Here is a 15037-nt window from a genome sequence, read left to right on the forward strand (position 1 = left end):
CCGGTCTGGGGCCACTATTTTCGTGCTTGCACTTCCACGTGTGTGCCAACAGCCACACGCAGCTCCTGCAGGTCCTCGGACGTCGCAAACACCAACAACTCCCGCAGCTTGGTGCGGGACGGGACGCGGAAGGACGACCCCGTCTCCCCCTGTACCATGCGGCGCACGGGCTCCAGCTCGCCCGCGGCGAAGAGGCCCGCGCGCGAAGCCGTGAGCTCCGCGCCTTCCAGCCAGGTGCGCACATCCTGCGGCGTCGCCGTGGGCAGGTAGGCCCGCGCGACCTTCGCCAGGGCGGCCCGGTCCGGCTCGCTCAGGCTCTTGTGGAGCAGCTGCCGCTCCACGTCCACCAGCCGCGGATCCACCGTGAAGCGCACGTTGCCCACCACCAGGCTGAGCGCGGCCTGCACCACCGCCTCCAGCCGCTCGGGCGCGACGCGCTGGCTGAACGCCAGCTCCGGACGGGCCAGGGCCAGCGTCCGCCCCAGGAGGTAGTACACCTCCTTCTGACCCTGCTCCGCGAAGTACTTGCCGCCCACACGCACGCACGCGGGATGCGTCTGGAGCAGGTCCACGTTCACGAGCGGCTCGGGGGCCGGTTCGTTGGAGCGCTTCGCCAGCCGCTCGCGCGTGGCCACGAGGAACGGCGAGTACAGCTCCACCGCCTCCATGTTGAAGAGCCGCGCGACGTAGCGGTAGTGGTTGACGTGGTACTCCTGCGCCGTCGCCACGTCGATGCGGTGGCGCTTCGGGACGAGCTGGTACTGCGGGAAGGGCACCGCGTACAGGTGTCCCGCCTTCTCGAAGAGCAGCCCCAGCAGCTCCGACAGCGGCCCGCGCACCTTCGGATGGAAGAGCGCCGTCTGCCACAGCCGGTCCGTCAGCGGACGCTGGGCCAGTTCCTTCTTCTTCGCGTAGGGCCCCAACTTGGTGAGGATCTCCTGCTCGTCCTCCCCCGCTTCGCCCAGGAGCCCCGACACGGCCTGCGCCGCGAGCCACGCGGCGTCGTAGTCCTTGCGCACCGCGGACAGCCGCACCAGATGGCCCACCACCTTGCGCGGGTTCTCCGTGTTCGGCAGCGCGCGGCGCAGCGCCACGATGGCCTCTTCCTCGCGGCCCGGCATCTGACCGGCGACCTCCGCGAACGTCTCCTGCATGGCCGCGTCGTCCGGCAGGCCCTTCGCCGCGACGCCGTAGGCGGCCACCGCGCCTTCCGGGTGCTTGAGCACCTGGAGGTACAGGTCGCCCAGCGCGCGCCACAGCGTCATGCGCGCCGGGTGCGTGTCCGGCGTCTTGGGCAGACGCGAGAGCATGCGCGTGTAGTTCTCCTCCAGCACCTTCCACTGACGCGCGCCACCGAGCAGCGCCTCCAGCGCGCTGAAGGCCTCCACGAAGCGGTGATCCAGGTCGAGCGCGGCGTTGAAGGCCTGCGTCGCACCCTCCACGTCCTTCAGCTCGTCGCGGCGGATCTCCCCGAGCGCGAACCACACGCGCTTGGCCTTGTGCGGCTCGGACGCGAGTTCGGGCAGTGACAGCATGCGGCCCAGCACGTCCGCGGCCTTCTGACCCTGACGCGTCTCGCGCAGCAGGCGGTAGAGCGCGTCCATCACCTCCGGCGCCTCCGGCTGCGTCTTGAGGGCGCCGCTGAACGCGTCGATGGCCATGTACGGGTCGTGCAGCTCGTCGCGCGCGATGCGGCCCAACTCCAGGTACACCTTGACCTTCGCCTCGCCCTCCAGGCTGTTGACGAGGTCCTGGCGCAGCTCCGCGGACTTCTCGTAGCGGCCCGCCTTGTCCATCAGCGTCACCAGCGCACGCAGCGTCGGCTCGTGCTGCGGGTCGATGGCGATCGCCTTCTCGAAGTGGTTCTGCGCGCGGTCCGCCTGGCCCAGCGCGGCGTGCACGTCACCCAGCTGCCAGTAGACCTCCACCACCTCCAGGTCCGTCAGCTCCTCGCGATGGTGGATGAGGATGGTCTGGAAGACCTTGAGCGCGTCCTCGTACCGCTTCGCCTGCACCAACAGATTTCCGTAGCCCTCCAGCGCGGGCAGGTACGTGGCATCCAGGCCGTAGGCCTTCTCGTACGAGCTGAGCGCCTTGTCGCGCCGGCCCAGCTTCTCCGTCACGTAGCCCAGCCGGTACAGCTGACGGCAGAGGTCCTGCGCGACGGCGGCGTCCTTCTCCGCCATGGCCTTCTCCGCCATCTTGCGCGTGACGATGTCGAGCATCCGCTCCGCCGACGCCCAGTCCTCGCGCGCGATGTAGACGTCCGCCAGCGGGCGCGCCGCCTCCAGGCTGTCCGGGATGTTCTTGAGAGCCTCTTCCCAGTAGTGGGTGGCCGTCTCGCGGTCCTCGCGCGTCTCCGCGTGGTAGCGCGCGACGTCCAGCAGGGCGCGGCCCTTGGCGGCCGGATCATCCGTCTGCTGCGCCTCCTGCAGCAGCGTCTGCTCGTAGCCGCCCCAGTCCTTCTCCTGCTCCTGGATGCCCTTGAGGGCGCGGATGGTGGGCAGGTGGCCCGGGTCGATGGCGAGCGCCTGCTGGTACGCGTTCCGGGCGCTGGACATGTCCGACAGCATGTCCTCGTTGATCTTCCCCAGGCGGTGCCACAGCTCCACCGCCACCGGGTTGTTGCCCACGACCTGCGCTTCCTTCTGCAGCATCTCCAGCGCGAAGGGCCAGTTGCCGCTGCGCTCGTAGAGGTTGCCCAGGGCGTGCAGGGCCTGACGGGACTCGGGGTCCGTTGCGAGCGCCGCGTGGTAGCTGTTCACCGCGCGGTCCACCACCTTGAGCTGCTGGTACTGGACGTTGCCGATCTCCACGTACAGCTCCGCCTGCTCCTGCGGACTGGTGGCGAGCGCGAGCTGGCGCTCGTACGCGGAGATGAGGTCCTCCCACCGGGCCTGCGCGCGGCGCAGCCGGATGAGAGACTTGATGGCCGGCACGTTCTGCGGGTCGATGGAGAGCACACCCTCCACGCACGCGTCGGCGTTCGCCGGGTTCTGGTACGTGTCCTCCCAGATGGTCGCGCTGCGGAAGAGGACGCGCACCTTCTCGCGGTAGTCCTGGCTCAGCTCCAGCATCCGCTCGTAGATGGCGAGCAGGTCCGCCGGCTGATCCAACCGGATGTGCAGCCGCTCCAGCGATTCCAGCGCCTCGCGGTTGACGGGGTCGAACTCCAACGCCATCCGGAACGCGGAGACCGCGGACTCGTCGTCCTTCAGGTCGCGCTCGTAGACGGTCGCCACCTCCACCTGGATGCGCGCACGCTCCTCCGCGGACGACGCGAGGTCGCGCGCCCGCAGCAGCGTGGTGGCCACGTCGCGGTGGGCCCCTCCACGCCGGTAGAGCTTCGTGAGGACGCCGAGCGTCTCCTGATCCGGCTCCAGCTCCAGCGCGCGCAGCAGGGCGCTGGCCGCTTCGATGGGGTCTTCCAGCGTCTCGTCCCAGACGCGGGCGATCTCCTTGAGGATGCCCTTGCGCGCCTCGATGGAGCCCGCCGCTTCCAGCTTCTGCTCCAGCGCGACGACGTACTCGCGGTCGCGGCCGCGCCGCTGGAACACCGCCGCCAGACCGTCCAGCGCGGTGGCGTTGGTCGGGTCGAACTCGAGGATCTTCCGGAACGCCGCTTCGGCGGCCTGCGGATCATCCAGGCGCGTGTCGTGGATGCGCGCCAGCGTGGCGTACAGCCGCTCCGCGAGCGGGCCGCGGGGCAGCTCGTCCGCGACCTCCTCGTAGACAGCCGCCAGCTCCTCGTGGCTGCCCGTCTCGTCCGCGAGGCGCTCGACCTCCTCGCGCAGGCCGTCCTCCGTCGCGTCCAGTTGCAGCGCGCGGCACAGCGCCAGGAAGGCCACGTCCTTCTGGCCCAGGCGCTCTTCCTGCACGCGGGCGATCTCCCGCAGGGCCGCCAGCTTCTCCTCGTCGGTGACGAGGTGGGGCATGTAGCGGTCCATCACCGTCGCGTACGCACGCCAGTCGTTGTGCGTCCGGTACAGCGTGCACACGCGCTCGTAGGCGGTGCGGTTGGCCGGATCCAGCTCCAGCACCTTCTCCAGCGCACCCGCGGAGAGCTCGGGCTTGCCGCCCTGCCCTTCCCACAGCTCCGCGACGGTGAAGTACGCGGCGATGGCGGGGTCGCGCTCCTCGGTCTGCAGGTGCACCTGGACCTTGAGCTCCAGGGCGCGCACCGCGTCGTTCCACGCGCGCAGCGACACGGACAGCGCGTACACGCGCTCCAGGTCGGAGACCACGTGCGGCTCGACCTCCAGCGCTCGGCGGGCCGCGTCCAGCGACTCCTCGCGCCGGCCCATGCCCGCGAGCACTTCCGCGAGGCGCAGGCGCAGCGCCTTCACGCCCTCGCTGTTCTCCTGCAGCGGGACCAGGCGGCGCAGCACGCCCACCAGCTCCTCGCGCTGGCCCGTCTCGTCGTAGAGCTCGCGCAGCGTGTCCAGCACGCCCCGGTGACGCGCGTCGCGGTCCAGCGCGGCCTTGAAGTACGGCACCGCCGCGTCCGGCTGCTTGAGCAGGCGGTACACCACGCGGCCCAGCCGCTCGTTGAGCCGCACCACCTCGCGCGGATCCAACGTGATGGCCAGACGGCCCTCGAGCAGCTCGCGCAGGTCCTGCGGACGGTCGGCGCGCTCGTACAGCGACTCCAGCGCGGAGAAGACCTGCTCGTTGCGCGGGTTCTTCGCCAGCAGCTCGCGGTACAGCTCGATGGAGCGGGACAGGTCCGACAGCCCCTCGGCCGACACCTGCGCCATCTTGCCGAGCACGCGGTCGCGCTCGCTGCCGACGACCTTGTCCGCCTGGAGCTTCAGGATGCCGTAGAGCTTCTCGGACGCACCCGCGCCCTCGTAGATGCCTTCCAGCAGCCGAGCCGAGGCGAGGTGTCCCGGCTCCAGCGCGAGGATGGCCTCGTAGGCGCTCGCCGCGCGGTCCGGGCTGTCCAGCCGCTCCTGGTAGAGCTGCCCCAGGCGGAAGAGGAAGCCCAGCTTGTCCGCCGGGGTGGCCGCCCCGGTCGCCAGCGCTTCCAGCACGCCGGCCAGTTCCGGCCACGCCTCCAGGTGCAGGTAGAGCCGGTCCAACGCGACCAGCGAGCGCTCCTGCACCGAGGCGTGCAACGTGCGCGCACGCTCGAAGTAGGACACCGCGCGGTCCGGGTCGCGCAGGCGCGTTTCCAGGACCTGCCCCAGCTTGAGGCACACCTGGGCCGCGTCGGCGGCCTCGGCGATGCGCGGCAGGGCCTCTTCGTAGAGCACCACCAGCTCGTCGTAGCTGCCCGCGACGTCGGTGGCGTTCTCCAGCCGGCGGCGCACCTCGCCGTCGTTCGGATCCTCCTTGAAGCCACGGTAGAGCGCGAGGAAGGCCAGCTCGCTCTCCCCCTGCGTCTCGCGCAGCGTGGCCAGCTCGCCGAGCAGCCGCTTGCGCTCGACCGCGTCCGGGGACACGCCGACGCGCGTTTCAATCAGCTGCGCAAGCCGCGTGACGTCGCCGCTCGCGCGGAAGGCGCGCAGCAGCGTCTCCACCGCCAGCAGGTTCTGGGGCTCGCGCGCCACCAGCGCTTCCATGCGGCCCACCGCGCCCGGGTGGTTGGGCTGCACCGACAGCACCTCGCCGTACAGCGACAGCGCGCCCACCTTGTCGAGCAGCTTGGACTCGCGCACCGTCGCGAGGCGGAACTTCAGCTCCAGTCCCTCCTCCGGCGGCATCAGCGCGATGCGCCGCGCGAGGACGTCCGCGAGCTCCGGCCAGCGCTCCTGCTTCTCGCAGAGCGCTTCCATCCGCGCGAGCGCGGCGGCGTCATCCGGCTTGAGCTCCAGCAGGCGCCGGAACGTGGCCAGCGCGCCCAGCGTGTCCTTGAGCTGCTCCTCCTGCAACGCGCCAATCTGGAAAAGCACCGTGGCGCGACGCGCCGGCTCCTCCGACAGCGCGAGCTGACGGCGCAGCACTTCCAGCAGCTCCGACGGACGGCCCTGCGACGCCACCAGCCGCGCGGTGCCATCCAGCGCTTCGTTGTCCGTGGGCTTCAGCTCCAGGACGCGCTTCCATGACGCCAGCGCCTCGGCTGGCTCGCCCAGGTCCACCTGGAGCCTCGCGAGCGCGCGGTACAGCTCCGCACGGGCGGCGTCGCCCGCCTTGGGCGCGACCTCCATCAGCACCGCGCACAGCTCCTCCGGCGCCTCCGCCTTGTCCACCAGCGAGACGCACAGCTCCAGCGAACGCGGGTCCTCCGGCAGCTCGCGCAGCGCGCGCGTGGCGGACAGGAACGCCATCTCCGCGTTCTCCAGCGCGGTGGCGTAGATCTCCGAGATGCGGCGCAGCAGCGCGGCGCGCTCCTGCGGCACGGCCTCCGCGGAGGCACGCGACTCCAGCATCTCCACCTGCTTCAGGTGGTTGCCCACCGACGCGAAGACGGGCTCCAGGGCGCTGGCCGCCGCGCCTCGCAGCGGACTCTCCGAGCGCGCCAGCTCCTCCAGCGCGCCCACCGCTCCCGGGTGGCCCGCGCGCCGCGCGAGGACCGCCTGGTACAGCTCCAGGGCGCCTCGCGGATCATCCAGGCGGGAGACCTTCAGACGGCCCAGGCGCACCCGCAGGTCGGACGCCTCTTCCTGCGCGTCGCGTGCATCCGCCATCTGGATTTCACGCTCGACGTGCTGCGCGAGCTCCGCCCAGCGCTCCATGTCCGCGAGCACGCGGCCCAGCAGCTTCAGCGCGTTGGCGTTCTCCGGCCGGCGCTCCAGCACCTCGCGGTACGTCTGCGCCGCGAGCGACTTGTCCGCCAGCGTCTCCTCGGCCAGATGCGCCAGCTCGAAGAGCAGGTTCACCTGCGAGGCGGGGTTGCCCTCCGCGGCCACCTGCCGGCGCATGACGAGCGCCAGCTCCCGGTGCGCGGCCGTGCGCCGGTGCACGCGGGCGATGGCCTCCAGCACCGTCTTGTTCATCGGGTCGCGCCGGCTCACCTGCTCCCACGCGCGCACCGCCAGGTCGTAGCGCTTCAGGCGGTTGTCGTAGATGGCCGCCAGCCGCCGCCACAGGTCGCCCGCGAGGGGCTCCGCGGGGTCGCGCTCCAGCTGATCCTCGTAGGCCGCCGCCACCTCCTCGAACGAACCCGAGTCCGCCGCGAGCCGCTCCAGCTCGTCGCGCACGGTGGCTTCCGCCGGCTGCTCGTTGAAGGCGCGCAGGCGCGCGACGAAGGCGAGCGACGTCTGGCCCAGGCCCTCGCGCAGGATGGCGATCTCCTGCAGACGCTCCAGCCGCTTCTCCGGCGGCACCCCGGGCAGGAGCACCTCCAGCACGTCCACCAGCTTCCGCGTGTCGTTGAGTCCGCGGTAGACGGGCTCCAACAGTCGCGCGGCCTCCAGCCGGGGGCCGTCGTGCGCGAGCAGGCGCTCCAGGCCCGCCACCACCTGACCGTCGCCCGGCGACAGCTCCAGCAGCCGCCGGTACACGGGCAGCGCCTCGGAGGGACCGACCTCCTTCTCCAGCAACTGCGCGCGGCGCAGCAGGTACGCACGCCGTCCCGGCTCGTCCGGCGTGATCTCGGCGAGCTGATCCAACACGTCCGCCTGCTCCACGAAGCGGCGCGTCTTGGCGTACAGCTTGTCGAGCGCGAGCAGCCCTTCCGGCACCTTGCTCAGCGCCAGCGCGGAGCGGAGGATCTCGATGGCCTTCGCGTCCTCACCCGAGCTCGCGTAGGCCTCGCCGGCCTTGAGCAGCAGGCCCAGGCGCGTCTCCGGATCCGTGGCGAGCTGCGCCTGACGGGCGTAGACCTCCGACAGGCTCTTCGCGTTCTGCCCCTTCTCGTACAGCCGGGACAGCGCCTCCAGCGCCTGCCGGTCCTGCGGCGCATCCGCCAGCAGGTTCTTCCAGAGGCGCGTGGCCTCCTCGGGCTGATCCAGGCCCTCGCGCAGCTCCGCCGCGCGGCGCAGCAGGTCCAGGGCCGCCGGGTCGCCGGAGGTCAGGTCCACCGCGGCGCTCTCGTAGATCTCCGCCAGCACCTCGTGGCTGCCCGTCTCGCGCGCCAGCCGCTCCAGGTCCGGCCGCACGCCGTCGCGGTCCAGCCCGTTGGCGAACGCCTTCACCGACGCCATGAACGCGAGCGACGGCTGCTGCATGTCGCGCTCGTAGATGCGGCGGATCTCCCCCGCGAGGATGATCTTCTCCACCGTGAGCGCGGACTCCATCCGCGTCTCGCGCAGCGCCACCCGGCGGGCATGGTCGCCCACCTGCGCCAGCACCTTGTCCAGCACCTCCAGCGCCGCCCCGCTCGTGGGCACCGCCGCCTTCACCCAGGCCTCCAGCGCGGCGCGCGCGCCCGGATGGCCGGGGTCCTCGGTCAGGATGCGCTTGTAGAGGCCCAGCGCCGCGTTGGCGTCGTCCAGCTCCGTGCGCAGCAGCTCCGCCAGCCGGAAGGACACCTCGCGGCCCTGCGGGCTCTGTCCCTCCTGGTTGCGCCGCAGCGCGAGCGTCCACGCCAGGTCCTTGGACCGGTTGAGGTCCGTGTAGAGCCGGTCCAACGCGGTGGCGGCCTCGCGCTGCGCGGGGTCACGCTCCGCGATGGCGCGCCATGCGGCGGCGGCGCTCTCCTTGTCGGTGAGCTTCGTCTCATGCAGCAGCGCGGCCTCGCGCAGGCACACGAGCTGATCCGCGGGCTCCTGCGTGGCCACCGCCAGCTTCTCCAGCACCTCCGCCAGCGCCGCCCACTCCTCGCCCGCGCGGTGCAACCGCTGCAGGGCCCGCAGGCTGTCCAGGTTGCCCGGCTCCAGCACCAGCAGCGCACGCAGGGCCTTCACCGCCCCGGGCCGATCGTCGAGCTTCTTCTCCTGCACCTCCGCCAGCTCGCGCAGCAGCGCCGCGCGCGCAGGGCCGACATCCCCCTCTTCCGTCAGCTCGCTGATGATCTCCGCGAAGCTGTCGAGCGAGTCCGCGTCCTCCGCGGCCTGACGCGCGGCGGCCCGCAGGCCCGCGTCCGCCGGGGCCATGCGCAGCGCCCGGGCAAGGGAGGCGAAGGCCAGCTCCGGCTGCCGCAGATGCGCCAGGTGCACCTGGGCCGCAGAGCGCAGCGCCTGCACCCGGCCGGCGTCGTCGCGCGCCACTTCCGCGAGCACGTCCAGCGTCGCCACCAGCTTGCGGTGTTCCTTCGTGCGCTCGTACGCGGGAATCAGCGCGCGCGCCGCCGCCTCGCGCGACGGGCCCGAGGCCAGCATCGCTTCGAGCGCCGCGAGCGCGTCCGGATCCGACGGACGCTGCCGCAGCAGGTCCGCGTAGCTCTGCACCGCCTCCGCGCTGCCGTCCTGGGAGCCCTGCAGCAACTGCGCGCGACGCAGCTTCAGCCGCGACACGTGGTCCGCGTCGCCGGCCGTCTCCGCGAGGCCAATCATCCGCGCCAGGGTGTCCCCCAGCTCGCGGTCCATACCCGCCTTCTCATAGAGCTCGGCGAGGCGCGGCAGGTGCCGCCCCTCCTCCGCCCCGTGGGTGATGGCGGACTGGAGCGCCTCCGCGGCCTGCAACGGACGGCCCAGCTCCACGTTGAGGTCCACCAGGCGCAGCAACAACTCCAAGCGCTCCGGCCCTCGCGTGGCGTGGATGCGCTTGCGCAGCAGCGTCTCCGCGTCCGCCGAGCGGCCCGCGCGGCCGTACAGCCTGACGAGGCGCTGGAGCACCTGCGGGGCCTCGGGCGCACGCGACAGCGCGGCCTCCAGCGCGGTGATGGCCTCCGCCGCCATCCCGCCCTCCTCCGCCAGCACCGACGCCTCGGAGAGCAACTGCACGGCCAGGGCCGGGTCCTCGGCCTCCGTCGCGAGCGTGCGCAGCACGCGTCCCAGCTCCGCGTGGGCGGACAGGTCGCGCGCAAGGCGCGCCGTCTCCGCGCGCCCCGCTTCGTCCTTGGGCTCCTCGCGCACCATGCGCAGCCGCGTGTCGAAGGCGGCCCGGCTGTCCGCGAGCTGCTTCTCGTGGATGCTCGCCAGCACCGTCAGCAGGCGCTTGCGCGTCGCCGCGTCCGTCGTGGAGTCCAGTTGCTGCTGGAGCGCCGCCACCTGCCGCTGATGGTCGCCCGTGCGGCCGTAGTGGTTCGCCAGCGCCTCGGTCAGCGCGACCGTGCGCACGCCGCCCGCGGCCAGTCGCTCCAGGCCGCCCACCACCACGCCCGTGGACACATTCTCCGCGAGCAGCGACAGGAACAGGTCCGCCGCGTCCTCCTGGCGGTTGAGCCGCTCCGCGTACAGCTTCGCCTGCCGCGCGGTCCACTCGTTGCGCTCGAGCTGCGACTCGGCCAGCGTCGCGAGCTTCGCGGCCAGGGACGCGGCCTCCTCGAACTTCGACAGCGCGACACACAGCGCCTGGAGCCGCTGCACCGCCTGGGCATCCTCGGGCGCCAGCTGCACCCACTGACGCACCAACGCTTCCAGCTCCTCCGGGGGCGCGCCGGACGCCTCGCGCCGCGCGATGTCCGTCTCCAGCCGCGTCTTCGGATCATCCGCCAGCGCCGCGACCGCCTGCAGCGACTTCACGGCCTCGCTCGCCGCCGAGTCTCCCGGCACGCGCGAGAGCACCTCGCGCCACGCGGCCTCCGCGCGCACGGGATCCGCCAGCGGGCCTTGGAGCAGTTGCGCCAGGTGCCGCCACAGCGCCACCGCCACCGCCGGGGGCGTCGCCGCCTGCGCGGCCCGCAGGAGCGCGTGCGCCAGCGCGGGCTGCGCGTTGGCCTTCTCCGCGTGCTCCACCACCGTGTTGAGCAGCAGCGGACGTCCGGGCTCCAGCTCCAGCGCTCGCGCCAGCACTTCGAAGGCGCCGCGCTCGTTCTCCTGCTCCTCGAACATCAGCGCCAGCGCTTCGCAGAACGCCACGCGCTCGGCGCGCGGACGCGGCGCGAGCATGGCCAGCTCCAGCAGCGGCAGCACTTCGTCCAGCTTCTCGTCTTCCGCCAGCAGGCGCGACAGCTGGAAGGCCGCCAGCGCGTTGGTGGGCTCCAGCTTCAGGGCCGCTTCCAGGTGCTCCCGCGCCGCGTCGGAGTCCTTCAACTGCTGCATGCACAGGTCCGCCAGCCGCAGCCGGAGGCTCGCCTGCTGCGCGCGGTCCTTCACCGTGCCCAGGTAGCGCTCCAGCGTGGCCACCGCTTCCAGGTAGCGCTCCTGGCCCAGCATCAGCTCCGCGGCCAGGCTGGCCGCGTCCGCGCGCGACGGATCCGCCGCCACGGCCTTCTCGAAGGCGACCAGCGCTCCGGCCGCGTCGTTCATCCGCCCCAGCTTGAGCGTGCCCACGCGCAGCCACAGGTCCACCTGCGCCGTGCGGTCGCGCGCCTCGCCCGCCATCGCCTCCAGTTGCACGATGGCCGGACCATGGTCGCCCGCGCGCGCCGCCATCCGCTCGATGAGCGTGAGCGCTTCGGGCATGCCCGGCCACAGCAGGAAGCAGCGATCCAACGCTTCCTTCACCTTCCCGGTGGCGGTCGGCTCGTACCAGGCGAACAGCTTCGCCACGAGCAGCGACAGCCGCGCCGCGCTCTTGCGGTCGCGCTCCTCCAGCGACATGCCTCGCAGCATGCGCACCTTGTCGCGCCACACCTGCTCGAAGCGCTGCATCGCGCGGGTGGCCTTCTCCGCGCGCGCGTTCTGCGGATCCAGCTCCCGCGCCACGTCCAGCACCTGCTGCGCCAGCGCATGCTCGGTGGGATCATCCACCAGCCGCTCCGCGAGCCCGGCGTACTCCTCCGCCATGCCCGCGTCACCCAGCGCCGCGCGCTCCCGCTGCAGCGCCTCGAAGGCCGGCTGGAAGCGCTCCTCGCTGAGCAGCAACTGCCGCACGCGCCGGAACGTCGCCCGGTCCGGCTTCACCCGCGCCGCGCGCTGCAGGCACAGCACCGCGCGGTCGCGCCGGAAGAGCTTCTGCTCGTACAGGTCCGCGGCCTTCAGGTAGTGGCCCGCGCTCTCGTCGCCCTGGGTGGCGGCGCCCAGCCGCTCCAGCACTTCCACCAGCGATGCCGAGTCCTGGCGGATCTCATGCAGTCGCTTGAGCCCGCGCAGCGCGGGCATCGGATCCTTCGCCACCAGCAACGCGCGCTTGAGCAGATCCTCCGCGCGCGGGGCATTGCGCTGCCGCTCGTGCGCGAGCTCCGCCGCGCGGCACAGCAGGCGTGCCGCCTCTTCCGTGGGGACATCCCTCGAGCGTCCCTCGTACAGGCGGATCAGCTCCTCGACCCGGCCTGATTTCTCCAGGGCCGCTTCGGTCTCGACGAAGGAGCGGTCATCGGTCACACGCAGCGTGGGACGCGCAGGGGTGGAAGGCAGTTCCATGATGCTCGGGGGCCAGGGGGGTGAATGAAACAGGGGCGCCAGCGGCCGGAGTGTACCGGCCGCGGGCGCCCCCGGGCAATCGCGCAAAACCCGTCAACCGATGGGATTTATTGGCTTTCTTGCTCGCCAGCCGAGGAAGCATTTTCCGTCGTCGCCGCCGCGCCATCCGCGTCGTCGCCGGCTTCCGACTTGTCCGCCGCAGGGGGCGTGGCCGGGGCGTCGGGAAGGGCCTTGGCCCGCTCCAGACCCGCGCTGTCGTTGAGCTGCGTGTACAGCGCCACGGCCTTGTCCTTCTGCTGCAGCTCTTCGGCTATCTGCGCGGCGCGGGGCAGGTCGCCCAGCTTCTCGTAGAGGGGCAGCGCCTTGTCCTTGCGGCCCGCCTGCGTCCACGTCTCCGCGGCGGCGGCCGTGTCGCCCAGGAGCTCCAGCCACCGGGCACGGCCGGCGGGCTTCTGCTCCTGTTCGGCACGCGCCAGCTCACGCTGCGCCAGCTCCTTGGCCTCGTCCTCGAGGGTGAGCCGCTGCATGAAATGGAACGCCTTGGGCGGAGGCAGGGGGCTCAGCACCTCCACCGCCTCGCGCCGCTGGCCCACGGCCACCAGCAGGGTCGCCGCGCCCAGCCGGTCGCCACGCTCCACCAGGGCCTTCACTTCCAGGCCCCGGATGCGGTTGGCGCTCGGCAGGTCCCGGGCGCGCTCGTACGCCTTGCGCGCCAGGGTCAGCTTGTTGGCGCGCTCGTACGCGAGCGCCGCCTGGTCGAACTGGCGCGCGCGCTCGTACAGGCCGGCGACCTTCTCGAAGTCGGCCTTGGCGACGTAGTGCTCCATGAGGAGCTCGTACGCGCCCGCCTTCTCCAGCGTGGGGCCAATCTGATCCGGAGGCAGCGTGCCCACGAGGCGGCGGGCCGCGTCGTTGTCCTGTCCGGCCAGCGCCGTGCGCAGCGCGCTCTTCAGGTCCCCGCCCGCCTCGAACAGGCGGGTGGCGTCCGCGAAGCCGTTGTTGCGCTCGTGCAGTCGCGCCGCGTCGCGCGTGCGGCCCAGGCCTTCCAGCTGGGTCGCCTGCTCCTTCCAGTCGCCCGTCAGCTCTGGCATCGGCGCGCGCTCGGGGCGCTCACCGCGGGCCGGACGCTCGCCACGCTCCGGACGCTCGGCCCGGGGCGGACGCTCACGACGCTCGCCGGCACCGGCGGCGCCACGCTCCGGACGGTCGCCACGAGGAGGACGCTCGGAACGCTCCCGGCGCTCGCCAGGACCGCCCCGCTCCGGACGCTCGGACCGCTCGCGCGGCGCCTCGCTCCGGGCAGGCGCCTCGGGCTCCGGCGTCGGCTCGCGACCGCTCAGCGCGAAGGCCGCCTGCGAACGCTCGCGGTCACCCGCGGCGCGCCAGACGCGGCCCACCAGGGTCATCACGTCCAGCCAGGCCCCGTGCTTCTCCTTCGCGGGATCCACGGCCGGAGCCGCGGGAGCAGCTTCGGCGGGAGCGGCACCTTCGCCAGCGCCTTCGGCGGCCGGAGCCTCCGAGGACGCTTCGGCCGGAGCCGCCGCCTCGGTGCCTTCCGTCGTCGCCGCCGCTTCCGGAGCCGCGGCGCCCTCTTCCGGCAGGGCCGGCTTGGGCTGACGCTGCACTCGCAGGAGCGTGGTGATGAGGCGACCGCGCGTGTTCAGGTCCAGGTCGTCCAGCGACTTGAGGTTCATGGGCCGCAGCGAGCGGACAATGGCCTCCAGCGGACCCTTCTCCGCGCCAAAATCATTCTTGGAGAGCGCCTTCTCCAGCACGCTCAGCTCGGCGATGACGCGCTGGCCCGGACCCACCGGACCCGCATCACGGTCGCGGCCACGGCCTTCGCCCCGCCCGCGCCCTTCACCATGGCCACCGCCGCCAGGACCGCCACCACGACCGCCGAAACCACCCGGCCCGTCACGGCGAGGCCCCTGACCCGGCGCGCCCCCGTTCGGACCGCGTCCACCCGGACGCGATCCACCGCTTCCATTCTCCTGAGCCACGTGAATCTCCCGCTAGAACGCGTAGCGAATGTTGGGCGCCACCGCGAACCCGAAAGCGCCCTTGGAGGCGAGGTAGTTCCCCGTGACCTCCAGCCCCACCGAGAAGTGGCGCAGCCGCGTGTAGTACTCCACTCCGGGCCCGGCAAACACAAGAATGTCGGAATCCGGGAGGAGCTTCTTGGGAGAGAACATCGCGTACCCCGCGCCGGCGCGGGCGTAGATCCACGTGCGCTTGACCTCCTGGCTGTCGGCGAAGCCCACCAGCCTGGCGCGCAGGACTGCGCCCGGCACCAGCATGGTGAAGTCACCGGAGGCGGCGCCCTGCGAGTAGCCGATGTACTCGGCGCCCGCCGTGTTCGCGGAGCCCATGAAGAAGACGCCCAGCGACAGGCGCTCCCCCAGGTCGATGCCCAGCTCCACCTGGGCCATCTGTCCGGACGAGAAGGGCCGGGGGCCCTGCGACGCGGGAGGGTTGGCGATCCATGACGGGCCGCCGTACACCGCGAAGTACACACCGCGCTCGACCTCGTCGAAGGTCACCGCGGGCCGGTCCTGGGCGGCGGAACCGGCGCTGGGAGTCTCCTGAGCGGCCGACACCCCGGGAAGGAGGAAGGCGGCGCACAGGGCGAGAGGAGCAAGGACTTTCTGCATGGAAGGCAGCCTGGGGGGGCAGGACTCCCGCGGGGAACGGGAGGAGGAAGTGAAGAAGCGGGCAGCCCTGTCGCCAGGGCCGCCCGCGCGGAC

Annotated in this window: 4 protein-coding genes; all 4 read right to left on the reverse strand. The window is 72.2% G+C overall.

Annotated features, from left to right (window positions below; translation table 11 throughout):
- Window positions 1–14 precede the first annotated feature (14 nt).
- Complete coding sequence (locus D7X74_RS02520) at window positions 15–12290, reverse strand: tetratricopeptide repeat protein (protein WP_120531298.1); 12276 nt, start codon at window positions 12288–12290, stop codon at window positions 15–17.
- 107 nt (window positions 12291–12397) lie between these two features.
- Window positions 12398–14101 carry a DEAD/DEAH box helicase gene (locus D7X74_RS02525; protein WP_199741748.1) on the reverse strand — a complete coding sequence of 568 codons (1704 nt, stop codon included), beginning with the start codon at window positions 14099–14101 and terminating at the stop codon, window positions 12398–12400.
- On the reverse strand, window positions 14068–14271 hold the full coding sequence (locus D7X74_RS43570) for a hypothetical protein (RefSeq protein WP_199741749.1): 204 nt from the start codon (window positions 14269–14271) through the stop codon (window positions 14068–14070). Before D7X74_RS43570 ends, D7X74_RS02525 begins: the two co-directional genes overlap by 34 nt.
- A gap of 34 nt (window positions 14272–14305) precedes the next feature.
- Window positions 14306–14944: an adventurous gliding motility protein CglE gene (gene cglE, locus D7X74_RS02530; RefSeq protein WP_120531300.1), complete on the reverse strand. Its 639-nt coding sequence runs from the start codon at window positions 14942–14944 to the stop codon at window positions 14306–14308.
- Window positions 14945–15037 lie beyond the last annotated feature (93 nt).

It is taken from the genome of Corallococcus sp. CA047B, from assembly GCF_003612065.1.
GTDB classification, from domain to species: Bacteria; Myxococcota; Myxococcia; order Myxococcales; family Myxococcaceae; genus Corallococcus; species Corallococcus praedator.